At 63.2% G+C, this 22914-nt stretch carries 25 protein-coding genes; 14 read left to right on the top strand and 11 right to left on the bottom strand.

Annotated features, from left to right (window positions below; all coding sequences use genetic code 11):
• Nucleotides 1-21: 21 nt before the first annotated feature.
• From NJC40_RS09890 to NJC40_RS09910, 5 genes are all read right to left on the bottom strand, one after another.
• Nucleotides 22-780, bottom strand: coding sequence for a response regulator transcription factor (locus NJC40_RS09890; RefSeq protein ID WP_253142524.1), 759 nt, complete (start codon nt 778-780; stop codon nt 22-24).
• Between the two features lie 134 nt (nt 781-914).
• The gene (locus tag NJC40_RS09895) at nt 915-3368 is read right to left on the bottom strand and encodes a TonB-dependent siderophore receptor (RefSeq protein ID WP_253142523.1); all 2454 of its coding nucleotides are present in this window, start codon (nt 3366-3368) and stop codon (nt 915-917) included.
• A gap of 130 nt (nt 3369-3498) precedes the next feature.
• Complete coding sequence (locus NJC40_RS09900) at nt 3499-4461, bottom strand: FecR domain-containing protein (protein ID WP_253142522.1); 963 nt, start codon at nt 4459-4461, stop codon at nt 3499-3501.
• The gene (locus NJC40_RS09905) at nt 4458-4991 is read right to left on the bottom strand and encodes a sigma-70 family RNA polymerase sigma factor (RefSeq protein ID WP_045487216.1); all 534 of its coding nucleotides are present in this window, start codon (nt 4989-4991) and stop codon (nt 4458-4460) included. Before NJC40_RS09905 ends, NJC40_RS09900 begins: the two co-directional genes overlap by 4 nt.
• A gap of 91 nt (nt 4992-5082) precedes the next feature.
• On the bottom strand, nt 5083-5211 hold the full coding sequence (locus NJC40_RS09910) for a hypothetical protein (protein ID WP_269451206.1): 129 nt from the start codon (nt 5209-5211) through the stop codon (nt 5083-5085).
• Between the two features lie 29 nt (nt 5212-5240).
• Here NJC40_RS09910 and NJC40_RS09915 point away from each other — a divergent pair, with 29 nt between their 5' ends.
• Nucleotides 5241-5558, top strand: coding sequence for a hypothetical protein (locus NJC40_RS09915; protein ID WP_052483393.1), 318 nt, complete (start codon nt 5241-5243; stop codon nt 5556-5558).
• Here NJC40_RS09915 and NJC40_RS09920 read toward each other — a convergent pair.
• The gene (locus tag NJC40_RS09920) at nt 5513-6451 is read right to left on the bottom strand and encodes an alpha/beta hydrolase (protein ID WP_253142521.1); all 939 of its coding nucleotides are present in this window, start codon (nt 6449-6451) and stop codon (nt 5513-5515) included. The two genes, NJC40_RS09915 and NJC40_RS09920, sit on opposite strands and share 46 nt — an antisense overlap.
• Before the next feature lie 25 nt (nt 6452-6476).
• A complete protein-coding gene (locus NJC40_RS09925) occupies nt 6477-8090 on the bottom strand; it encodes an IclR family transcriptional regulator domain-containing protein (RefSeq protein WP_253142520.1) in 1614 nt (537 codons plus the stop codon).
• Nucleotides 8091-8271: 181 nt separating this feature from the next.
• Between NJC40_RS09925 and NJC40_RS09930 the strand changes: the two genes are divergently transcribed.
• The 10 genes from NJC40_RS09930 to NJC40_RS09975 all read left to right on the top strand — a co-directional run bounded on the left by NJC40_RS09930 (nt 8272) and on the right by NJC40_RS09975 (nt 17714).
• Nucleotides 8272-9084: an RraA family protein gene (locus NJC40_RS09930; protein ID WP_253142519.1), complete on the top strand. Its 813-nt coding sequence runs from the start codon at nt 8272-8274 to the stop codon at nt 9082-9084.
• Nucleotides 9084-9536: a nuclear transport factor 2 family protein gene (locus NJC40_RS09935; RefSeq protein ID WP_253142518.1), complete on the top strand. Its 453-nt coding sequence runs from the start codon at nt 9084-9086 to the stop codon at nt 9534-9536. The genes NJC40_RS09930 and NJC40_RS09935 overlap by 1 nt, the downstream gene beginning before the upstream one ends.
• Nucleotides 9536-10951: an aldehyde dehydrogenase (NADP(+)) gene (locus NJC40_RS09940; RefSeq protein ID WP_253142517.1), complete on the top strand. Its 1416-nt coding sequence runs from the start codon at nt 9536-9538 to the stop codon at nt 10949-10951. The genes NJC40_RS09935 and NJC40_RS09940 overlap by 1 nt, the downstream gene beginning before the upstream one ends.
• 10 nt (nt 10952-10961) lie before the next feature.
• Nucleotides 10962-11255: a Dabb family protein gene (locus tag NJC40_RS09945; protein WP_045487232.1), complete on the top strand. Its 294-nt coding sequence runs from the start codon at nt 10962-10964 to the stop codon at nt 11253-11255.
• Between the two features lie 103 nt (nt 11256-11358).
• Complete coding sequence (locus NJC40_RS09950; protein WP_253142516.1) at nt 11359-12645, top strand: MFS transporter; 1287 nt, start codon at nt 11359-11361, stop codon at nt 12643-12645.
• A 30-nt stretch (nt 12646-12675) separates the two neighbouring features.
• Nucleotides 12676-13497: an NAD-dependent epimerase/dehydratase family protein gene (locus NJC40_RS09955; RefSeq protein WP_045487240.1), complete on the top strand. Its 822-nt coding sequence runs from the start codon at nt 12676-12678 to the stop codon at nt 13495-13497.
• Nucleotides 13494-14585 carry a mandelate racemase/muconate lactonizing enzyme family protein gene (locus tag NJC40_RS09960; protein WP_253142515.1) on the top strand — a complete coding sequence of 364 codons (1092 nt, stop codon included), beginning with the start codon at nt 13494-13496 and terminating at the stop codon, nt 14583-14585. Before NJC40_RS09955 ends, NJC40_RS09960 begins: the two co-directional genes overlap by 4 nt.
• A gap of 18 nt (nt 14586-14603) precedes the next feature.
• Nucleotides 14604-15497 carry an aldose epimerase family protein gene (locus NJC40_RS09965; protein ID WP_253142514.1) on the top strand — a complete coding sequence of 298 codons (894 nt, stop codon included), beginning with the start codon at nt 14604-14606 and terminating at the stop codon, nt 15495-15497.
• A gap of 197 nt (nt 15498-15694) precedes the next feature.
• A complete protein-coding gene (locus tag NJC40_RS09970; protein ID WP_253142513.1) occupies nt 15695-16963 on the top strand; it encodes an OprD family porin in 1269 nt (422 codons plus the stop codon).
• A 130-nt stretch (nt 16964-17093) separates the two neighbouring features.
• Complete coding sequence (locus tag NJC40_RS09975) at nt 17094-17714, top strand: LysE family translocator (protein WP_253142512.1); 621 nt, start codon at nt 17094-17096, stop codon at nt 17712-17714.
• A gap of 6 nt (nt 17715-17720) precedes the next feature.
• On the opposite strand, the gene NJC40_RS09980 is transcribed toward NJC40_RS09975, so the two are convergent.
• From NJC40_RS09980 to NJC40_RS09990, 3 genes are all read right to left on the bottom strand, one after another.
• A complete protein-coding gene (locus NJC40_RS09980) occupies nt 17721-18413 on the bottom strand; it encodes a DUF1963 domain-containing protein (RefSeq protein ID WP_253142511.1) in 693 nt (230 codons plus the stop codon).
• Between the two features lie 83 nt (nt 18414-18496).
• Nucleotides 18497-18700, bottom strand: a complete 204-nt coding sequence (locus NJC40_RS09985; protein WP_052483395.1) for a DUF6124 family protein — start codon at nt 18698-18700, stop codon at nt 18497-18499.
• Between the two features lie 351 nt (nt 18701-19051).
• Nucleotides 19052-19939: a LysR substrate-binding domain-containing protein gene (locus NJC40_RS09990; protein WP_253114984.1), complete on the bottom strand. Its 888-nt coding sequence runs from the start codon at nt 19937-19939 to the stop codon at nt 19052-19054.
• 173 nt (nt 19940-20112) lie between these two features.
• Between NJC40_RS09990 and NJC40_RS09995 the strand changes: the two genes are divergently transcribed.
• The gene (locus NJC40_RS09995) at nt 20113-20877 is read left to right on the top strand and encodes a sulfite exporter TauE/SafE family protein (RefSeq protein WP_253142527.1); all 765 of its coding nucleotides are present in this window, start codon (nt 20113-20115) and stop codon (nt 20875-20877) included.
• On the opposite strand, the gene NJC40_RS10000 is transcribed toward NJC40_RS09995, so the two are convergent.
• Nucleotides 20831-21166, bottom strand: coding sequence for a putative quinol monooxygenase (locus tag NJC40_RS10000; RefSeq protein ID WP_045487261.1), 336 nt, complete (start codon nt 21164-21166; stop codon nt 20831-20833). The genes NJC40_RS09995 and NJC40_RS10000 overlap by 47 nt on opposite strands.
• A 168-nt stretch (nt 21167-21334) precedes the next feature.
• Between NJC40_RS10000 and mdaB the strand changes: the two genes are divergently transcribed.
• Together mdaB and NJC40_RS10010 are read left to right on the top strand one after the other, a co-directional pair.
• The gene (mdaB, locus tag NJC40_RS10005; RefSeq protein WP_045487264.1) at nt 21335-21919 is read left to right on the top strand and encodes an NADPH:quinone oxidoreductase MdaB; all 585 of its coding nucleotides are present in this window, start codon (nt 21335-21337) and stop codon (nt 21917-21919) included.
• Nucleotides 21920-21979: 60 nt separating this feature from the next.
• Nucleotides 21980-22879 carry a LysR family transcriptional regulator gene (locus tag NJC40_RS10010; protein WP_253142510.1) on the top strand — a complete coding sequence of 300 codons (900 nt, stop codon included), beginning with the start codon at nt 21980-21982 and terminating at the stop codon, nt 22877-22879.
• Nucleotides 22880-22914: the final 35 nt, after the last annotated feature.

The following is a 22914-nucleotide window of genomic DNA, read 5'->3' on the forward strand; positions in this document are numbered from 1 at the left end:
GCGAGAGCCGCCGCAGCCACTTCATAGGACGTGGGTCGTGACGCTGGCGGCCAGCAGGTAACCGTCGCCCCAGATGGTGCGCAGCAATTCAGGGACGGCGGGGTTGTCGTCCAGTTTGCGGCGCAGGCGGCTGATCTGCCGGTCGATGGCGCGGTCGAACACCTCGTGGTCCGGGCGGGTGGTCAGGTCGATCAGCCGCTGACGGCTCAGCACCTGATTGGGGTGGGCGAGAAACACGCCCAGCAGACGGCTCTCCACCGTGCTCAGGCGTACTGCCGTGCCATCGGCGCGCAGCAATGTACCGCTGCTGGCGGTAAAACTCATGCCGGCAAATTCGTGTCTCTGGGTGTCATGACTGGCGGGCGCGGCACTGGGTATCGCTATGCTGCTACCGCGACGGCGCAGCAGGCTGTTGATCCGCGCCACCAGCTCACGCGGGTCAAACGGCTTGGTCACGTAATCATCGGCACCGATGTCCAGGCCGCGCACCCGGTCGTCGCTGGTGTCGCGTGCGGTGAGCAAAATCACCGGAATGTTATCGCGCCGATGCAGCCGCTGGCACAGCTCGAAGCCGTCGCCATCGGGCAGCATCACGTCCAGCACGACGACATCGAACGACTGCTGCTGCAGCAGTTGCCACATGCCGGCAGCGTCCTCGGCAGTACGTACCTCAAACTGATGACGACGCAGATACACCGCCAGAGGGTCGCGGATCTTGCGATGGTCATCGACGACCAGAATGCGGGGCGCGGGCCGGGTGAGGGGGACAGCAGTGTTCATCGAGAGACCTGGGGCAGCTACGGAAAGTAGATTTGGTGATGATTCTCATTAGCGAGACGCATTCTACCCAATCGCCCGACCTTTGCCGCCCCTGTGGCAATTTTTCGCACCCTGCTGCCAGCGTCAACAGCCTGTCAGAACCGGTAGCGGGTCGACAGCATCACATTGCGCGGTTCACCGTAGTAACCGCTATAGAACGTGGTGTCCAGGGCGCTGAGGTACTTCTTGTCGAACAGGTTGTTGATGTTCAGGGTTGCCGAGAGCTGGTCGGTGATCTGGTAGCGCCCCATCAGGTTGAACACCGCATAGGCGTCCTGGGTGGCCTTGACCGTCCTGCCCAGATCCGATGGCGTGGCGGTGAAGTGAATGCCGCTCTGCCAGTTGACCCCGCCGCCCAGTGTCAGGCGATTCAGTTCGCCCGGCAGGCGATAAGTGCTGAACAGCCTGAACATGTTGGCCGGAGCCACCGTGTTGATCCGCTCGCCGTCGGCGTTCTTGGTAATGCTGTGGTTGTAACTGGCGCTGAGGTTCCAGTCAGGGGTCAGGTCGCCGCTGGCTTCCATTTCGAAGCCACGGGTTCTGGCACCTTTTACGGCCCGATACGCTGCGCTGGTGGTACCGGGGATCACCTGACCGGGGTCGACTTCGGCCAGGTTGTCCTGGCGGATTTCGAAGGCGGCAATGCTGGTATTCAGCCGTCCGTCGAGCAGTTCGCTCTTGAAACCGATCTCGTAGTTGTCGCCCTCGCGTGGCTTGAGCGTGGCGCCGCTGCTGTCGCGTACGCTCTGCGGTTTGAAGATGTTGGTGTAGCTGGCGTACACCGAGTGCTCGTCGTTCAGGTCATAGACCACCCCGGCATAGGGCGTGACCACGCCGGACTCCTTGTAGGTGGTGGTGCTGTTGCGCGCCGGGGTCAGCATGTAGCTCAGGTCATAGGTGTAGTCGTAGTCACTGGCGCGGGCACCGAGGATGACCGATAGCTGTTCGGTCGGGTGCAAGCGGGCTGCCAGGTAGGTGCCACGCTGATAGATGGTGGTGTCACCGTCGTACAACTGACCCAGGTGGGTGACCGGCCGTGAGGTGTAGTTGTTCCAGGTGTAGACATTGACCGCCGTGCCTTCGATGGCAGTGCCGCGCAGCGGGTCGTGGCGGTTGTCGAATTTCGAGTAGTTGTAGCCGACGATCAGGTCGTGACTGCGGCCCAACAGCTCGAAGGGGCCCTGGGCCTGGATGTCGACACTGGTCTGCTTCTGCCAGGTGCTCCCTGCGCCGCCATACAGGCGCACGCCAGCCCCGCTGACAGGGTCGGGGAAGCCCCAGCTGGCGGTGGCCAGGCTGTACTCGCGGTCGATGTACATCTGGTTGAGACTGGCCTTTAGCGTCCAGTCACCGGCCAGTTTGTGTTCCAGGGTCAGAAAACTGTTGAGGATGTTCTGCCGGTTGCTGCTCCAGCGGCTGGCGCTGTTGGTGTCGCGGGAAAAGTCAGCCTGCGTGCCGTTGCTGTAGAACAGCGGAAAGGCCACCGATGACGAGCCCTCGGGTTTGTTTTTCTGGTAATCCATGCCGGCGGTGAGCAGGGTGCTGTCGCTCAGGTCCGCTTCAAACACCCCGTAGAACACCTGCTTTTCCTGATGGTAGTGGTCCATGTAGCTGTCGTTCTGCTGGTAGGCGACCACGCTGCGGCCACGCAGATTGCCGGTGGGGGTCAGCGGCCCGGACACATCGACTTCGCTGCGGTATTTGTTCCACGAGCCCACCCCGGCGGACAGATGCCCCTGGAACTGTGCGGTGGGGCGCTTGCGTACCAGGTTGATGGTCGCCGAGGGATCACCGGCCCCGGTCAGCAGCCCCGTGGCGCCGCGCAGCACTTCGACGCGGTCGTAGATGGCCATGTCGGCCAGACTTTGGGCCGACACCTGGCTGACGATATCCAGCGTGGTCGGCAGGCCGTCGAACTGAAAGTTATCCACCGAATAACCGCGTGAATAGATATTGAACCGCTCGCTGCCCAGGCTCTGCACCGACAGCCCCGGGGTTTGCTCCAGCACCTTGGTGATGTCGTTGAGGCCTTGGTCATCCATGCGTTGGCGGGTCATCACGCTGACCGATTGTGGTGTTTCACGCAGCGACAGGTTCATGCGCGTAGCGCTGCGGCTGTTGCCGACGGTGTAGGTACCGCTGCTGTCGGTGTCCTGTGCCAGGGTGTGGCTGGAGATGGTGGTGGCGTCAAGGTTCAGCGCTGCGTTGTTCTCTACGGCCGGTAGCAACTGGAAACGCCCGGTTTCGCGGCGCACCACCTGCAGGCCGGTTCCGGTCAGCATTTGCTGCAAGGCTTGCTCGGCGCTGAGCAGGCCTTTGACCGCGTGGCTCTGACGGCCACGGGTCAGGCTGGCATCGGCTGCCAGGTACAGGCCGGTCTGTGCGGCCAGCACATTGAGCTGGGTGGCCAGCGGTCCTGCCGGAATGTCGAAGCCCTGCACCGGACTCTGCTCGCTGGCCAGTGCCGCTGGCAGTGGTGCCAGCAGGCAGCTGGCGCCCAGGCTCATGGCCAATAGCAGCGGGGTCGGGAGGAAGGAATGGCGAGGCATGGCGGCTCCTTGGCACAGCGCAGAATGTCGGATGGCAGAAGGTTGTTATCAGCTTGTTATCTGGTAATCCGAACCTGCGATGAAAACCGGAACTGCGACGGGACAATTTTTTTCAGGCAGCGGCTTGCACTCAGCGCGGCTCTACCGTCACCCACCAGTCGAAACGCTTGACCACTTGCACCGGCAGCGCTTCCTGCAACTGCGCCAGCGCCTGGTCGGTGTTGCGCAGCGAGAAACTGCCCATCACCCGCAATTGGCTGACCTCGGGGGCAACGCCCAGATGCCCGTGACGCCAGGGCGCCAGTTCGGCGATGAACTGCTGCAGCGTCATGTCCTCGGCCAGCAGCAGCCCCTTGCTCCAGGCTTCGCGCTGCGCCAGTGCGCTGCCTGGTGTACCCAAGGTGTCGGCGTCGAAGCTCAGGCTCTGCCCGGCCGCCGCCACGGCGTACTGCCCATGGTTGGCGCAGCGCACCTGCACCGCGCCGGCAAAGACATTGAGCAGGGTCTGCCCGCCCTGTTGGCGCACACTGAAGCGCGTGCCCAGCGGTATCAGCACGCCGGCGCGGGTCTGCACCTGGAACGGCCGCGGATCGCTGCCTGTGTCGATCAGCACCTCCCCGGCATACAGGCGCAAGCGGCGCTGCCGGCCATCGAATTCGACATCCAGCGCGGTCCTGGCGTTGAGCCAAATCTGGCTGCCATCGGCCAATCGCTCGTGGCGCAACTCGTTGCTGCTGCGATAGCGTGCGCCGACCAGCGGCAGACGCTGGTGCCAATCCTGCTGCCAGCCAAGCCCGCCGAGCAGCACGATACCGCCCACTACGCTGAGCTGGCCGAGCACCTGGCGTCGCCCGTGCTTGCTGCGGCGCTGGTCGAGCAGTGTCTGATGAGCGGCAGGCCCTTGGGCCCCAAGGCTGGCGAACGACTGGCTGACTCTTTCGATGTAGTGCCAGGCCTGGCGATGCTGCTCACTGGCGTGCAGCCAGTCGCGCCACGCGGCCTGCAATTGCGCATCGTCACTGGCGCCTTGCAGGCGCGCGAACCAGTCGGCAGCCTGTTGCAGAGTGGCGTGCTCCAGCCTGGCGTCGCTCACCTCAGTGCTCCGTCGAGTTCGGCCTGCAACAGCGCGCACTGGAACATCGCCTGGGCCATGTACTTGGTGACCATGCGCTCGCTGACCCCCAGCCGCTCGCCGATTTCCCGATAGCCCAGGCCTTCGAGCAACGACAGGCCGAACGCCTCGGCGACCTTGTCTGGCAGGCGTTGCAGCATCGTCTGTAGTTGTAGCAGTGTCTCTATGACGATGGCCTGGTGTTCTTCAGACGGCGCGCGCAGGTCCGGGCGCTGTTGCAACGCTTCGAGCCATGCCTGCTCCAGCTGTCGGCGGCGCCAGAAGTCGATGCACAAATGCCGTGACACCCGGCTCAGGTAAGCGCGGGCGTGCTGGTCGCTGTCGAAACTGCGTGGCTGCGCCAGCAGGCGCACGAACACGTCGTGGGTCAGTTCGGCGGCGTCGCTGGCATTGCCCAGGCGGCGGGTGATCCACTGCTTGATCCAGTCATGGTTTTGCAGATACAGGTTGGCCACTTGTGCGCTGTGGGCGTTATCGGAAGGTGAGGTCATGGCAGGGGAGAGGACGCCGGAAAAATACGCAAATGATAATTGTTTTCTAAATTAGCGTACGTGGCAGCAGTCAGGCAACCGGCCATCCCGATCAGCCGTTGTCGTCAATCGCAGGGGCGTGCAAAGGACACTGCTGCCCGGCCCGTTCGACAAGCGCCGCCCGCAGCATCTGCATCTGCGCAATGCGCTCATCCAGCACGGCGATCTTTTCCTGGAACAACTGCGCCAGCTGCTCACCGGAGTCCTGTGGTGCGCACCACAGCAGCGGCCGGTGCCGCAGCCCGACGCCAGCTTCATGCTGTTCGTCATTTGTTGGGCAGCGCAGTGGTGGTCTGGTCGCTATGGCGCTGGCACCATCCCACCCGGCAAGTGGGTTGGTACGATGCGCTGGCCAGGGGATTGTTCGCCGTCTGGCAGGTGTATGCCGTGACCCAGGGCGCCAGTTTTCTGCTGTTGGCGTTTACCGTGATGGAAGTGGTGTTTGGCGTGGCGCAGGTATTGCCAGTGAAGCTGCCCAGGCCTCAACCCCGCACAAACCCCTCGATCGCCGCCGCCAGCGCGTCATAAAACCGCTCCACCTCGGCCACGCCCATGGCGCGCAGGCTGCCGTGCACCATGCCCTTGCCCACATGCACCGTTGCCGACGTACCGTCCTGGCGCAGGCGCTCGGCGTAGTGCAGGCCTTCGCTGTAGAGAATGTCGTGTTCGGCCACGCCGATGAATGCCGGTGCCAGGCCCTCGAAACTTTTCGCGTGCAGGGCCATGGCCCACGGATGTTCGCGCAGCGCGGGGTCAGGCAGGTAACGTGACAGGCAACCGGCCAGCGACTCGACCGACAGCGACGGAGCATCGAAGTACAGGCTGGCCGAGGGCTCATGGCTGTGGGTAGTCAGTACCGGGTACAGCAGCGCCTGCCCCAGCGGCTGGGCTTGGCCCTGATCGCGCAATCTCACGCATAGCCCGGCGGCCAGGGCGCCGCCGGCGCTGTCGCCGGCCACCACTATGCGTTGTGGGTTCAGGGCATCGCTCAGCCGGCCGGCGCGAATGGCGTGCAGAATACTCAGGCTGTCATCCAGCGAGGCCGGGAAGGGATGCTCCGGCGCCAGCCGATAGGCCACCGCGACAATCGCAATCTTCAACCGCCGGGCGATGGCGTGGGCGAACCAGTCGTGGGTGTCCAGATGGCCATGATCCCAACCACCGCCGTGCAGGTACAGCAGCACCGGCCAGCCACCGCTCGGGGCTTGTGCGAGCGGCAGGTACAGGCGCACCGGCAGTGCGTCTACCTGCAAGTCATTGACCTGCCAGCCGTCCGGGCGTGGCGGGGTGAAATGGCGGCAGACGCGCAGGAATGCCTCGCGGCCGCCTTCGAGGCTGCCGTCGCTGGCGCCGATCCGGCGGCTGGTGGCGAGAAAGTCGAGGATCTCGGGGCACAGCGGTATGCGGTCGTGAAAGCTCATGGTTCGGGTCCTTGAAGAAAGTGAATCAGCGCGTGCCCCAATGGCAGGCGTGGGCAGTAACGCCCTTGAGTTCGGGATCCAGGCGCAGCAAATGCCCGGAGGCCGGGGCATTGCTCAGGGTTTCCATGGGCAGGTCATGGCGCGAGCTGGTGATGTACAGGGTGTCTTTGTCAGGCCCGGCAAAGGCCAGGTCGATCGGGCCAGGCACCGGCAGGCCGATCATGCGGTCCAGCGCGCCGTCGGGGCCAAAGCGCACCAGGCTCCAGCCGTCGCGCAAGGTGGTCCATACGCCGCCTTCGGCGTCCAGTGCTATACCGCTGGGGCTGCCAGAGCCTTTGGGCAGGCTTGCCAGCCGGCGCACGTTGGCGGCGTCGCGGCGCATCACGAACAATGTGCCGGTTTCTGGCCCCACGGCATACACCGAGGCGCCTTCGGCGTCCCAGCAGAAGCTGCCGATGGGCTCCTGAAACTGCCAGGCCGCCCGCAGTTCGCCTTGCGGGTTGAGTTCACCCAGGCTGCAGCCGCTGGCGGTTTTTATGCTGGCCCACAGGCTGCCGTCGGGGTGGCTGGCCAGGGCCAGTAACTGCTTGCCGGGCCAGTTGGCCAGCGGCTGCTCCTTGCCCTGCTCATCGAGCAGCGACCAGCCGTGGGCGTGGCTCACCAGCAAGCCGTTGCGGTGCAGTTCCAGGCCGTGAATCGGTGCGTCGAAGCGGGCGAAAACCCGGTCGCCCTGGTGGTCACGAATGCGGATCGCCGGGGCCAGGGTATCGGCCCAGAACAGCGCCTGGCGCGCTTCGCTCCAGCGCGCGAAGGCGCCATGGAACGACCACGGGCCGTCGACCAGCTCCAGTTCGTTGTCGTTGATTTTTATCGTCGTCTCCGACAACTGCGCGCCCACCCGCCGCGCCGCCTCGGCCAACTCCGGGCCGAGCAGCTCCAGGCGCTCCAGGGTCAGGCGGTAAGCCGGGCCGGCCACGCTCAGTGCCCCATGGACCTTGCCCGAGCTGTCCCGAATCGCCGCTGCCACACAGCGCACGCCCATGCGGATTTCTTCGTTGTCGATGGCGTAACCGCGCACTTGGGTGATGCGCAATTCGGCGTTCAGGCGGCGACGGTCGACCAGGGTCAGTGGCGTCAGTGGGGTGAGGGTCAGGCCCTTGAGAATTTCTTCCCGCGATTGCTCGTCCATGGCGGCGAGAATCGCCTTGCCCTGGCCGGTGCAGTACACCGGCTTGCTCTGCCCGAGGCTGGCCGATGAGCGTTGGGTGTGGGCACCGTCGCAGCGTTCCAGCGACATCACCTGGTTGCCATCGAGCACCGCCAGGTATGACGTCTCGCCGGTGAGGTCACGCAGGGCACGCAGCTCGAAACTGGCAGCGGCGACCAGGTCGGGCATCAGGTAGGCATTGCGCACCAGTTCCATATAGCGGAACCCGAGGCGGTAGACCTTGCGCACCGGGTCGCGGCGGATCATGCCGCGTTCGATCAGCGTGGCGATGATCCGGTATAGCGTGGTACGCGGTAGACCAAGGTTCTGCGCCAGCTCGCTCTGGGACAGGCCGCTGGGGCTGGAACCCACGGCTTCCAGTACATCCATGGCTTTTTCCAGGGCGCCGGTGCCTTCAGATGCTGTGCTCATCAGAAATTCCCACTGATTGGAACGGACAAGTTGTCGCAGCATAAACGGCGTTTTCAGCAAGTCAATCTGTCTCTAGCATCGCACTCACCTTGGCCCCGAAGCCTTTCTATGATTCCCGCATATTGGGAATTTTTACCGGGAAGGTCATGGCGAGGCCTTCGAACCGTGCAGGAGAACAACAATGACCGAGATCCACCATTACGCCGATAACCATGAAGACTCCGCCAAGCGCAAAGTGGTGGTCAGCGACGCCGTGCTGGCCAAGCTGGCGACCTGCAGCAGTGGCTCGTTGACCACCCAGTTGTTCAAGCTGGGTTTTCGTCAGCCGGCGCTGGTGGGGCTGCGTGCGCTGAGCAAGGACATCAAGCCGTTTGCTGGTCGTGCCTACACCATGCGCTTCATTCCTGCCCGTGAAGACATCGACACCTACGGCACCATGACCACCAAACCCAACGGCGACAACCTGCAATGGCAGGGTGTAGAGCAGGTGCAGCCGGGCGATGTGCTGGTGATCGACAGCCAGAACGACCCGCGTGCCGCCTCGGCCGGCAACATTCTGGTCACCCGCCTGATCGCTCGCGGTGCCAAGGCGATCATCACCGACGGCGCCCTGCGCGACGGCAGCGAGGTCGCGGCACTGCCGCTGCCGGCCTTTGCCCGTGAAGTGACCGCCACCACCCGTATCTCCTACCACCACGTGGCCGACCTGCAGGTGCCGATCGGTTGTGCCGGCGTGGCGGTTTATCCCGGTGATGTGATCGTGGGTGATGCCGATGGCCTGACGGTGATTCCGGCGCATCTGGCTGAAGAAGTTGCCGAGTACTGCTCGGTGCAGGACGACCTGGAGAACTACCTTGCCATGCGCATCGCCGCCGGCGAAGCGCTGTGGGGGGTGTACCCGCCCAGCCCGGAAACCGTGGCCCAGTACCACGCCTGGATCGCCGCTGGCCGCCAGCCGATCCCGAGCGTCATTGGCAACAAGGAGAACCCGTAATGACCGAGCACAAGCACGCCCAGACCATTCGCCGCTATTTCGACGCCTGCAATGAAGGCGACTTCGCCAAGCTGGTGTCCTGCTTCACCCCTGACGCGGTGCACTACTTTCCGGCCGGCCTGCCGGAGGTGCCATGGCGCAGCGCTGAAACCATCGCCGCCAAGTGGGTGTGGTGCGTCGAGAACCTCGGTTCGCAGTGGACCATCGAGAAGATTCTGGTCAGCCATGACAGCGACGAAGCGGTGATCGAGTGGACCCACTGGAAAGGCAAGCTGGGCACCGCGCTGCGCGGCGACGAGTGGTACATCTTCGACAAGGACAGCGGCCTGATCAAAGAAATTCGCGCCTATTACGCCTCGCCAGCGGACAAGGACGTGAAGATCAACGAGCTGGTGGACTTCGATTACAGCGGCCGTGGCTACCACCTCGGCCCGGCGACAGGAGACAAATGATGGCTGCCAACAACTCGCCAGAGCTGCAACAGATTGACCAGGTGGTGGCTGCCAGTGCCGCCACTGCCGAGCTGTGGGCCACTTCGACCCCGGCCTTGCGCGCCGCACTGCTCGACGGCCTGGCCCAGGCTCTGGAAGCCCATCAGGCTGAATTGGTGGCCCTCGCCGATGCAGAAACCCATCTGGGCGCTGGTCGCCTTAATGGTGAAGTGGCACGTACAGCGTTCCAGTTGCGCGGTTTCGCCACTGAAGTGCGCAACGGCGTGCCTTACGCCGTTGTCGACGATGAGGCCATTGCCGGTGCGCCGCCTGCCGGTCGCCCACGCCTGACCCGGGTCAGTGAACCGCTGGGGCCGGTGGCGATGTTTTCGGCCAGCAACTTCCCGTTTGCCTTCTCGGTACTCGGGGGCGATACCGCCTCGGCGCTGGCCGCCGGTTGCCCGGTAGTGGTCAAGGCCCACTCGGGCCACCCGCAACTGTCGCGGGCCGTGTTCGACATCGCCCAGGGTGTGCTCAAGGCGCAGAGTCTGCCAGCCGGCCTGATCGGCCTGGTCGATGGCGCCAGTCGCGCCGCTGGCACTTACCTGGTGCAGCATCCACAGATCGCGGCCGTGGCCTTCACCGGCTCGTTCGGTGGCGGGACCGCGCTGTGGCGTGCAGCCAACGAACGGCCGGTGCCGGTGCCGTTCTTCGGCGAGCTGGGTTCGATCAATCCGCTGGTCGCCTTGCCGCACGTGCTTGAGCGCGACGGCGAGAGCCTGGCCAAGACTCTGGCCGGCTCGATCACCATGGGCTGCGGTCAGTTCTGCACCAGCCCTGGCGTGATTGTGCTGCTGCCAGGGGCTGCCAGCGACCGTTTTGTCGACCACCTGGCCACCGCGCTGCAACCCCTGAGCACCCACGCCATGCTGACCGACGGCATGCGCAAGGGCTTCGAGCATGGCGTGGCGCAGCTTGAACAGGCGGCTGAAACCCGTGCGCTGTTCCAGCCTGCCGCCGACACCCAAGGCCCGGCTCCACGGCTGTTCGAAGTCAGCGGCCAGGCGTTTATCGACAACGTGCATTTGCGTGAAGAAGTGTTTGGCCCTGCGGCTGTGGTGGTTCGCGCCGCTTCGGTAGAGCAGATCAATCAGGTACTGGAAGCCATCGGTGGCACCCTGACCGCTACCCTGTGGGGCTTCGAGCAGGCTGATGAACAGGCCCGCACTATCTACCGCACGGCACGCAAGATCGCCGGCCGGGTGCTGTTCGGCGGCGTGCCGACCGGCGTGGCGGTCACCGCCGCGCAGCAGCATGGCGGGCCATGGCCAGCCTCAACCCAACCACAGACCACGTCCGTGGGCTATGCCGCACTCCAGCGCTTCCTGCGCCCGGTAGCGCTGCAGGATGCTCCGGCCTGGGTCGTGGGCAACTGAGGGCGCGCTGATGATGAAGCATCTGGTGATGTTCCGCCGCCTGCCGGGGCTGGACAGGAATCCTGAACGGGAAGCCGCGCTGGTTCAAGGCATGCGTGATCTCGAAAAGCAAATCGACTTCATCCGCGCCTGGCGCGTATCGGCCAACGAGCTGGATCGCCCGATCTGCTGGGACTACCTGCTCGAATCGAGTTTCGACGACGCCGCAGCGGTACAGCGTTATCTGCCTCACCCGGCGCATGTCGCGCTGGTCACGGAGTTGAAAACGTACTTCGAGTGGGCGGCCGTCGATTACACCGAGTAAAGTCGTTAAACGCGTGCAGTGGCCTGTCACTGCACGCGCTTTGCGACGGACACTACAACAACAATAACTGGCGCGTTACGCGTGCGCCGGACGGAGATCCGTTATGCATAAGAAAAAGAATTACCGCTGGACGATCCTGACCATGTTGTTCATCGCCATGGTGATCAACTATGTGGATCGCGCGGCACTGTCCATCGCCATGCCCTTCATCACTCAGGAATACCACCTGACCCCGGCTGAAAAAGGCATGATCTTCAGTAGCTTCTTCTTCGGCTACGCGCTGTTCTGCTTCGTCGGCGGCTACCTGGCCGACCGCTACGGCCCCAAGCGTGTGCTGACGTACGCCATGAGCTTCTGGTCGGTGTTGTGCGGCACCACGGCGCTGGCCTTCAACTTCTGGTCGCTGCTGATCGTCCGTGCCCTGTTCGGCGTGGGTGAAGGCCCGGTGTCGACCACCGCCAACAAGGCCGTCAACAGCTGGTTTCCGATCAAGGAGCGGGCCCGTGCCATCGGTATCAACCAGGCGGGCGGCCCGTTGGGCGGCGCCCTGGCCGGTCCCATCGTCGGTTTCCTGGCCCTGTGGCTGGGCTGGCGCGCAGCGTTTGTGATCATCGCTGCCGTTGGTGTGGTCTGGGCCATCTGCTGGTATCGCATGGCGACTTCGACCCCGGTCGAGCACCCGAAGGTGTCGCCCGAAGAGCTGGCCGAGATCAACTTTGAGCGTGAAGTGCCGGTCACCGCGCCGCAAGACGCGCCACGCACCCCGGTGCTGCAGATCATCCTGCAACGTTCGGTACTGGTCACGGGCGTCTCGCTGTTCTGCTACAACTACATCCTCTATTTCTTCATGACCTGGTTCCCCAGCTACCTGATCGACGCCAAGGGCATCGACCTGAAATCCATGAGCATCGTCACCGCGCTGCCATGGCTGGTGGGCACCCTGGGCTTCCTGGCCGGTGGCGTGCTGATCGACGCCATCTACAAACGCACCAACAAGCGTCTGTTCTCGCGCAAAGTGGTGCTGGTCACCTGCCTGCTGATCGCGGCCTGCTGCATCGGCCTGACCGGTCAGGTGGATGGCGTGACCCAGTGCGTGATCGTGATGACCGTCGCCGTGGGCTTTTTGATGCTCACCGCGCCAGCCTACTGGTCGCTGATCCAGGACGCCGTGCCTGATCATCAGGTCGGCACCGCGGGCGGCTTCATGCACGGCCTGGCCAACCTGTCCGGCATCGTCGCCCCGACCGCCACCGGCTTCATCATCCAATCGTCCGGCACCTACTCCAGCGGCTTCGCTCTGGCCGGTGCGCTGGGCATCGTCGGCGCGCTGATCGTGGCGCTGTTTGTCGGTGAAGCGAAGAACAAAACAGCGGCCCTGTCGCCAGCCTGACACCGTCTAACGAAATATAAGGAGGCTGCCATGCAGACCCTGCTCATCACTGGCGCCGCCGGCATCGTCGGCACCGCTCTTCGTCCACTGTTGCGCAAGGACTACGCGCTGCGCCTGTTCGATCGTTTGCCGATCACCGATCTGGCCGACAACGAAACCGGCTTCGTCGGCGACCTGACCCGCACCCAGGACCTGGTGGAAGCGGTCAAAGGGGTCGATGCAGTGCTGCACCTGGCCTGCGCGCATGGCACTGACATTCGCTACGACAGCACCGTCAAACCCAACTACGACGCCACCCTGCAGTTGCTTGAAGCTGCCGCCGCTGCGCAGGTCAAGCGGTTCATCTTCGCCAGCAGCCATCACGTGCTGGGCCAGTACCCGTCCGATGCCCATGAGGTCTACGACGATCTGCCCATCGCGCCGGACAGCTACTACGCGATCAGCAAGGTGTTTGGTGAAGCCGCCTGCGCCACGTATGCACAGCGCACCGGCATGGGCGCCCTGGTGATCCGCATCGGCAACGCCGACCCGCGTGTCAGCGATGCCCGCCGTTTGCGGCTGTGGACCAGCGCCCGGGACCTGGAGCAACTGGTGCGCATCGGTCTGGAACATCCGGCCATCAACTACGACGTGGTCTACGGCGTGTCGGAGTGCCCACAGGCGTTCTTCAGCAATCATCACGCGCGTTCGCTGGGCTACCGGCCACAGGACAACGCCCAGGACTTCCTGGCAGCGAACTTTCTCGCCTTCGACGCCATGGACGCCGGAACCTCGGGCCGTCAGTTCCTGGGTGGTGCCTACGCGGTCAGTCCGCTGGTCAGTGTGTTGTCCGGTTCTGGAGAGGCCCAATGATCATTCGCAAGATCGAAACCTTCATCGTCGAAATTCCCTTCGTTGATGGAGGTAAAGGCAAGGGCATCACCCCGACCACCTGGCACACCCTGGAAAACGTGCTGGTGCGTATCGAAGACGATCAGGGCCATGTGGGCTGGGGCGAGGCGTTTGGTTACTTCACCGCTGATGCCACCAAGGCGACCATCGACCGGCTGATCGCGCCGGTGCTGGTCGGCCAAACCATCACTGACATCCCGGCCTGGAACCTCAAGACCCAGCAGCAATTGCACCTGTTCGGCCGCTACGGCGTAACCACCTTCGCGATCTCCGGCGTGGACATCGCGCTGTGGGACCTCGCCGCGCAGCGCCAAGGCGTGCCGCTGCACCAGCTGTTCAGCGAGCAGCCGCGCCAGCAGATCCAGGCCTACGCCAGTCTGGTGCGCTATGCCGACAACGCAGTGGCTCCCGCGATCTGCGAAAAGGCCCTGGACATGGGCTTCACGGACATCAAGCTGCATGAGGTCACGCTGCCGCAAATCGCCGCCTGCCGCAGCGCAATCGGCGATCAGGTGCCGCTGGCCACCGACGTCAATTGCAGTTGGTCGGTGGATGACACCCGCGCCTGGCTGCCGGCCCTGCGCGACCTGAACCTGGCCTGGCTGGAAGAGCCGATCTTTCCGCCGGAAGACTTCGCCACCCTTAACAGCTTCCGTGGCCAGGGTGTCGCACTGTCGGCCGGGGAAAACTGGTGCACCGCCGTGCAGTTCGAAAACGCCCTCAAGGCCGGCGCCGTGGATTCGATCCAGCCCAGCGTGACCAAGGTCGGCGGCATCAGCGAATGCCTGCGCATCGCCCGCCTGGCCGAGCAGTACGACACCCCGGTGTTGCCGCATTGCCCGTACTTCGGCCCGGGTTTTCTGGCCAGCCTGCACCTGGCCGCCGCGCAGCCGAGTGTGGCGCAGATCGAGTACCTGTTTGTCGAGCCGCAAGGTTGGCTGTACGACATCGAAGGCATTCGCAACGGGCGTCTGTTCGACATTCCGCAGGCCGCGGGGCTGGGCCAGCAGATCGACATGGACGTTTTCCAGCGGTTCCGGCGCGCCTGATTAAAGAGGGGAAAGGTCATGGCCCAAGCTGAAGTGATCCTGCACAACGAGTACCTGACCCTGCACCTGCTGCCCGAATCCGGTGGCCGGGTAGGGCGCCTGCTGGTGCGCAAGCATGGCCTGGACGTGTTCAAGCCGATTGACGCCAGCCTGCCGTTTGACCCGCTGAACTGGCCGCGTGGCGGCATTTACCCGCTGATTCCGTATTCCAACCGGATCGCTGATGCCACGCTGAACTTTGCAGGTGAGCGTCATACGCTGCCGGTCCACCCCGACGCCATGCCGCACACCTTGCATGGCGTCAGCCATACCCTGGCCTGGACCGTCGAGTCGGCGTCCGACACCACCGCAGTGCTGAGTCTGCAATACAGTGGCGCGCACTGGCCTTGGCCAATTCGCGCCGAACAACACTTCGAACTGCGCGGCGCAGAGCTGGCGATCAAGCTGGTACTGATCAACAACGGCGCAACGCCGATGCCGGGCGGCATGGGGCTGCACCCCTACCTCAATGCTTATCCACAGATGCAGGTGGCCTTTAACAGCCAGCGCCAGTGGGCGATCACGCCGGACTACCTCGCCAGTGGGGCATTTACCCAAGGGCAAGAACGTCGCTCGATCACCCCGCAGGATTGGGCCACGCAAACCTGGGCCGATTATCTGTCGCAATGGGGGGGTGAGGCGTCGGTGAGTTATCCACAAGGCCAGCTGAGCATCAAGGCTGGCAGTGAGCTCGATCACCTGGTGGTGTTCGGCCCGGCGGGTGTCGATTACCTGTGTCTGGAACCGGTTTCGCACTTGGCCAATGGCTTTAATCTGGCTGAAAGGCTGGGGCATGAAAGCACCGGCACCCAGGTGATTACACCGGGTGAGAACTTCAGCAGTCAGGTCTGTTTTCAATGGACGGATCGTTGAGCAGAGGCTTGGCAGCAAGCTGCCTCCCAGCGGATTCGTGGGAGGCAGCTCTGCCCGCGAACGCAGTGCAAAGCACTGCCAATAATCCCTGATCCACCCCAGGTAACAAGCCTCATCACAACGCCCAACAGTCAGGGGCGGCGGTTTCGCTCGCCTTGAACAACGCTGTCCACCACAACTAAAGAAGAATAAAAAACATGAACAACACGCATAAAAAACTGCACCTTGCGCCACTCACTCTGGCCATCGCCAGCCTGCCCCTGAGCGCCCACGCCGACTTCATCAGCGACAGCAAAGCCTCGATCACCGCACGCAACTTCTACTACAACCACGACTTGCGCGACTCCACCAAACCGGCGCAATCGAAAATTGAAGAGTGGGCCCAAGGCTTTATTTTCAAGGCGCAATCGGGCTACACCGAAGGCTTTATCGGCTTTGGCGTCGACGTATACGCAGGTCTTGGCCTGAAACTCGACTCCTCGCCGTCGCGCAGCGGCTCGGCGTTACTGCCCGGCGCCTACAAGCATGCCGGCCAGGCGCGCAACGCCGACCCGCGCTCGGTGGACGAATACTCCGAAGCCACTGCAGCGGTGAAGATGAAGATCTCCAAAAGCGAACTGAAAGTCGGTGGCCTGTTTCCCAAACTGCCGATTCTTCAGGCCGGTGATGCGCGGCTGCTGCCGCAGTTCTTCGAAGGCGCGATGTTCAGCGTGCGCGAGTTCGACAACCTCGACTTTGACCTGGGCAGCGTCAACCGGGTGAACTACCGCGAGTTCGCTGGCGCGCGCAAGATTCAGGTCGGCAACTACTGGACCGTCGAGAGCGAGCGCTTCACCTACGGCGGCGCGACCTGGCGCATCACCCCGGACGCTTCGGTGGGCGTCTGGCAAGGCGAGCTCAAGGATGTGTATCAGCAGAGCCTGATCACTAGCACCCTCAACAAGCAACTCGGTGACTGGAAACTCGGTGCCCAGCTCAACTACATGTACACCCGTGAAGCGGGCGAAGAAATGGCCGGCAAGCTCGACAGCCGCATGCCCTCGGCCATGCTTTCGGCAGGCCTCGGCCCGCAGACGTTCCGCCTCGGCTACCAGTACAACGCCGGTGGCAGCGCCTTGCCATTCATGCACGACACCGACCTGCCAGCGGCGGCCAACGCCGTCCAGGTGCTGCGTTTTGACCGCGCTGACGAGCGCTCCTGGCAGGCCCGCTATGATTTCGACTTTGCCGGCGTAGGCGTGCCTGGCCTGGTGGCCATGGCCCGTTATGTTCATGGCGACAACTTCAAATACCAGGGCCGCGACGCCGAGGAATGGGAGCGTAATATCGACCTGACTTACACCGTGCAGAGCGGCACGTTCAAAAATGTCAGTTTCAGGCTGCGCAATGTGGAACTGGTGGGTGACGTGACCGGACGGCGCGATGAGAACCGCTTTATTGTTTCGTATACATTGCCGTTGTTGTAATTCTGTCAGGTTGTGAGCAAACCCCGTAGGCGCTTTAGCGGCGAAAGCATCGCCGCTAAAGCGGCTGTCACGGTGGAATAATGGCGTCGTGTTAACCTGCGCACTTTCCCATCCTGCGCAGTCCCGAGCCATGCCCCTCGCCGATAACCTCATCGCCTTCACCCTCGCAGCCACCCTGTTGACCATCACCCCCGGCCTGGACACTGCGCTGATCCTGCGCACCGCCGCCGTTGAGGGCAAACAGCAAGCTTTGCGCGCTGCGCTCGGCATCAATGTGGGCTGCTTGCTGTGGGGTGCGGCCGTGGCCTTCGGTCTCGGCGCGCTGATCGCGGTGTCGGAGCTGGACTACAACATCCTCAAATACTGCGGCGCGGCCTATCTGTGTTGGCTGGGCGCGAACATGCTGCTGCGCCCGCGCACGCACATTGCGCCGGCCGCCAGCGAGGGCGGCAAGCAGACCAACTGGTTCCTCAAGGGCCTGCTGGGCAACCTGCTCAACCCCAAAATCGGCGTGTTCTACGTGTCGTTTCTGCCGCAGTTCATCCCCCAGGGCGAGCCGCTGGTGGCCTGGACCTTCGGCCTGGTGGGCATTCATGTGGTGCTGGGGCTGGTCTGGTCGCTGAGCCTGATCGGCGCGACCCGGCCGCTGGCCGGGGTGCTGCGCAAGCCGGCGGTGATCAAGTGGATGGACCGCACCACCGGGGTGATCTTCATGCTGTTTGCGGCGCGGTTGGCGTTCAGCAAACGCTGATGCAGCTTAGTGAAAGTCGTAGTACAGAAACCACTCACCGGTGGTCTTGTGCTTCCAGAACATCAGGCTGCCGTTGTCGATCACGTTGAGCTGGATTTTGTCGTCGGTTGAGATCTGGAACACGAACTCGTAGTCGTCGCCCGGATCGATACCCGACTGGCAGAACGAGGGGTAACCGCCGATCTTGTGGTCGTAGGTGTGGTCAATCAGGTCGTAGTAGCTCTCGATCACCCCGTCGTCTTCCAGCTTGAGCACTTCAAGCTCCAGCGCTCTGGGTACGCCGCCACCATCCCAGAGCGGGTAGTCAGCCTCCACCAGAGTGGCCTTGAGCGCAAATGGCTTGAGAAAGGTGTCGACACTCAGGTCTTTGCGCACCAATTCATCGTCTGCGGTGTATTCGCGGATCAGCCAGTTCTCGCCCATGGGCTCTTCGCCGTCGGGGAGCGGCTCGCTGATGAACACCGTCATGACGCTCACGCCGTCCAGCAGCGGGCTGACGTAGGGCAGGGCTGGCAGGTAGAACTGCGCGTAGGGAATCAGCGGCTGGCCGGCGGCATTGGTGGGGATCTGTTCATCGGGCCGGAAAAGAAAGACCTTGCCCAGCCAGCTTTCTTGCAGCGAATCGGTCGGGCGAAAGCCGCCGGCTTCGAATCGGGTCGCCGGTTTTGCCAACTGGCGTTTGATGTCCTGGATGTCCATGCTGATTCCTTGTGTGTCTGTGCCCCGATAGGAACCGTGTGAGCGGCGAAGGTTCGCCCTGCCGTTCGCCGCTGAAGCGGTTGCTACGTGGCGACCCGGCTCAAGGCGTCGTCGGCGACGCGGCATGCCAGGTCGATCAGGTGATGGGTGGAAAAGGCCAGGTCGCGTTGGGTGCCGCTCAGATTGTCGGCGGTCTCGTAAGCGGTGGCGGCGGCGCAGCGCAGCACGTTGAGTACGTAGACCATCGAGTCTTCCAGGCTGGGTGGGTCGGGGACTGCTTTATTCATCTCATGATCCTCGTTGGGGCCACCGCTGAATCGCTGCTAAACGATCAAGGGTGGCGGCTTCGACGCGGGTTAGCAGACCGGGAGATCATGAGAAAGACCGGCGCACCCGAAGGTGCCCCACGCGAAGCCGCCATAAATGGCAGCTTGCACGTCTCAATGATCTCGTCAGGCTGCTAAACCCGATCGCTGTTTTTTCAGCGACGAACGCAGCCTAGTGGCCGAAATTGACACATGCAAGCGGTCGGGATTTTCTCGGAAACTTCTTACGAAAGAAAGGGAAACGCCTGCCAGAACGGGCTGCGGCGCGTGCTTTTGTGTGAGCTGAAGTAACGCATTTGCCTGGCGCCTCGTTCAGCGGGGCGCTGCCAGGACCTCGACCAACTCACGCACATACCCCGGCAACGCGGCGAAATCCACCGCGCACAGTCGCAACTGGCGGTCTGCCCAGTCATCCGCCAGGCGCACGGCCCTGAAGCCGTGTGGCCCCTGCCAACGGTCCACTGCCGCCTGGGGCACGATGCCCAGGCCAGCGCCGTGGGCGACCATGCGCAAGACCCCGTCGACGCCTTCGGCACGCACCCGGATGCGCAGGCGTTTGCCGGCGTGCAGTGCTTGCTCTTCCAGGTAGATGCCCAGCGCGCTGGTGGCGGCGAGGGCGACGAACTCATGGTCGAGGGTCTGGCTGAAACGAAGGCTGTCGTGCTGCTCCAGTGGATGGCCGGCCGGGATGAGCAACGCCAGCGGGTCGGCGCGAAAGGGCAGTGTCTGCAGGTCGCTGGCGTCGACTGCATCGGTGACGATGCCGATATCGGCACTGCCGTGGCGCAGGGCGTGGAGGATGCGCAGGCTGGGGTGTTCCTGTAGATCAATATCGATATGCGGGTGGCTGACCAGAAAGTCCGCCAGTACTTCGGGCAGGTGCTCGCTCAGGGTCGAGGTGTTGCACAGCAGGCGGATCTGGCCCTTGAAGCCTTGGGCGTAATCGGCCAGCTCATCTTGCAGCCGCTCGACCTGTTGCAGGATCAGCCGCGCATGCCGCCCCAGAGCCTTGCCGGCCGGGGTCGGGGTAACGCCACGCCGGTTGCGCTCCAGCAAGGCGCTGTTCAGCGATCCTTCCATGGCCCGCACCCTGGCACTGGCCGAGGCCAGCGACAAATGGCTGCGGCTGGCCGCGGCGGTGATGTTGCCGGTTTCCAGGATGTTGAGGAAAAGCCGCAGGTCGGTGAGATCGAAGCGCATGGGGAATTCCGGGTCATTGGAGATGTGGGAGACATGCACGGGCCTGGATCACTACCTTGGGCTGTCTGGCAGCGCTGGGGGTTGCGTTGCAGGGCTCAGCCTCAGGCTTGGCCTGAGGCTGGCTGAGTATATGCCAGATGTTCAACCTGTTTGGCCTGAGCCATGCTGTGCCCATGAACGCATTGATCGAGTTTTATCAGAACCTGGGATGGGCCTTGACGGCGCTGGTGGTCGGCACTTTTTTGCTGGCCGGTGCGGTCAAGGGGGTGATTGGTCTGGGCCTGCCCACGGTGGCGATGGGGCTGCTGGGCCTGGCGATGTTGCCCGCGCAGGCGGCGGCATTGCTGATCATTCCGTCCACGGTGACCAACGTCTGGCAACTGGCCAATGGCGGGCATCTGCGCGGGCTGCTCCAGCGTTTATGGCCGATGCTATTGATGATTGCCGTAGGTACCGGGCTGGGGTCATGGTGGCTGGGCATCAATGCCGGGCCGTGGATGACGCATGCCTTGGGTGCTGCGCTGTGTGTCTATGCGCTGAGCGGGCTGTTGTTACCGGCCTTCAAGGTGCCGGCCAGCGCCGAGCGCTGGCTGGGACCGTTGTGCGGTGGGCTGACCGGTATCGTGACCTCGGCCACCGGGGTGTTTGTGATTCCGGCCGTGCCGTACCTGCAAGCCTTGGGGCTGCAGCGCGATCAACTGGTGCAGGCGTTGGGCCTGTCGTTCACCGTCTCGACCCTGGCGCTGGCGGCGGGGCTGGCCGGCAGCGGGGCGCTGGGTGGCGCCGAACTGGGCGCCTCCTGGCTGGCGCTGCTGCCGGCCTTGCTGGGCATGTGGCTTGGCCAGTGGCTGCGCCAGCGCATCAGCGCCGTGGTATTCAAGCGCGTGTTCTTTATCGGGATGGCTGCACTGGGTCTGCATCTGTTGGTGCAGGGCTGAGCACGTCGGCGAAGCGGAAGTCGAAGTCACGGGTCAGGTAGTCCATGCGCTGCTCGGCGAAGCGGGTCATGTGCGGTTGTGCGGCGTGCACATCCAGGTGGGCCTGGCTTGCCCAGGTTTCAAAGAACATGAACAGGCTCGGGTCCTGCCGGTCGCGCAGCATGTGGTACTCGATACAGCCTGGCTCAAGGCGGCTGGCAGCGACGTAACTGCTGAACAGCGCGGCGAACTCGGCGGACTTTTCCGGGCGGGTATGGGCGTAGACGATGAAGCTGACGGGTTCGCTCATGAGCATCTCCTCGATAGACAGTGAGCCGATTTTAATTCAGTAATCACTGTGCAATTCGTGACTTTAAAGCAAAGGTCATTTGCCCCGGCGGGTCTTGGTCGCGCTGCTGCGCCTGTCTATTCTGCGGCCCATTCACTGATTATGTGCCGACAGGCAAAGGTTCTGACCATGAAAAAGATTCTGTTCTTGAATGGCGGCAAACAGTTCGCCCACTCCGATGGCCGCTATAACGCAACCCTGCACCAGGCTGCGCTGGCCCATATGGACCGCGCCGGTTTCGATGTGCAGGAAACCTTTATCGACGGCGGCTACGAGCTGGCCGAGGAAGTGCAGAAATTTCTCTGGGCTGACGTGATTGTCTGGCAGATGCCAGGCTGGTGGATGGGGGCGCCGTGGACGGTGAAAAAATACGTCGACGAAGTGTTCACCGAAGGTCATGGCAGCCTGTACGCCAATGACGGTCGGACCCGTTCGGATGCGTCGCAGAAATACGGCAGCGGTGGTCTGCTGCATGGCAAGCAGTACATGCTGTCGCTGACCTGGAACGCCCCGCAGCAAGCCTTCGACGACCCGACCGATTTCTTCGAAGCCAAGGGCGTGGACGCGGTGTACTTGCCGTTCCACAAGGCCAACCAGTTCTTGGGCATGCAGCCGCTGCCGACCTTCCTGGCGGTGGATGTGATGAAGCGGCCGGATATTGAGGGCGATGTGCAGCGTTATGAAGCTCATCTGAGCGAGGTGTTTGGCGTTTGAGCGCATTCATCAGCCTGCCAATCAGCGCTACCATCCTCTCTCTTGAGCAGGGGAGGCAGCATGAAAGCCAGGTCTGATGAGTTACAGGTGTTCGTTGCCGTGATCGACAGCGGTTCGATTTCCGCTGCCGCCGAACAGCTTGGGCTGACGCCGTCAGGGGTTAGCCGTACGCTCAGCCGGCTGGAAAGCAAGCTGGACACCACGCTGCTTAATCGCACCACGCGGCGCATGGACCTGACCGAGGAGGGGCGATTCTTTCTCGCTCAGGCGCGGGACATTCTTGAGCGAATGCTCAGTCTCGAAGAACACCTGACCCAGTCGCGGCAAAAGCCGGCCGGGCGTCTGCGGGTCAATGCCGCCTCGCCGTTCATGCTGCATTGCGTGGTGCCGCATGTGGGCGAGTTTCGCCGCCTGTACCCGGATATCCAGCTGGAGCTGACCAGCAACGACTGGTTCATCGACCTGCTGGAGCAAAGCACCGACATTGCCATTCGCTTGAGTGAGTTGAGCGACTCGACCTTGCACGCCCGCTCGCTGGGTTGCTGCACTTTGAACATCGTTGCCAGCCCGACTTACCTTGAGCGCCATGGCAGGCCGACCACTGTTGATGACCTCAGGCAGCACAGCCTGCTGGGCTTTACCCAGGTCGACAGTCTCAATAACTGGCCGTTACGCCATGCCGGTGGCGACCGCCTGGCGATTCAGCCGACCATTGCGGCGTCCAGTGGCGACACCTTGCGCCACCTGGCGCTGGCCGGCGAAGGGATTGCCTGCCTGTCGCACTTCATGACCCATCAAGACCTGCGCGAAGGCCGGCTGGTTGCGATCATGGCCGATATCAACAACGGTTATCGCCAGCCGATCAATGCGGTGTACTACCGCAACTCCAAACTGGCGCTGCGGATTCAGTGCTTTCTGGATTTCATGCAGGAGAAGCTGGCGGTGTATGCGTGTCGTTGAATAGAAAATTCTTACACAACGTATCTGCTTTTGAA

It is taken from the genome of Pseudomonas sp. 21LCFQ02, from assembly GCF_024129895.2.
Taxonomy (GTDB): domain Bacteria; phylum Pseudomonadota; class Gammaproteobacteria; order Pseudomonadales; family Pseudomonadaceae; genus Aquipseudomonas.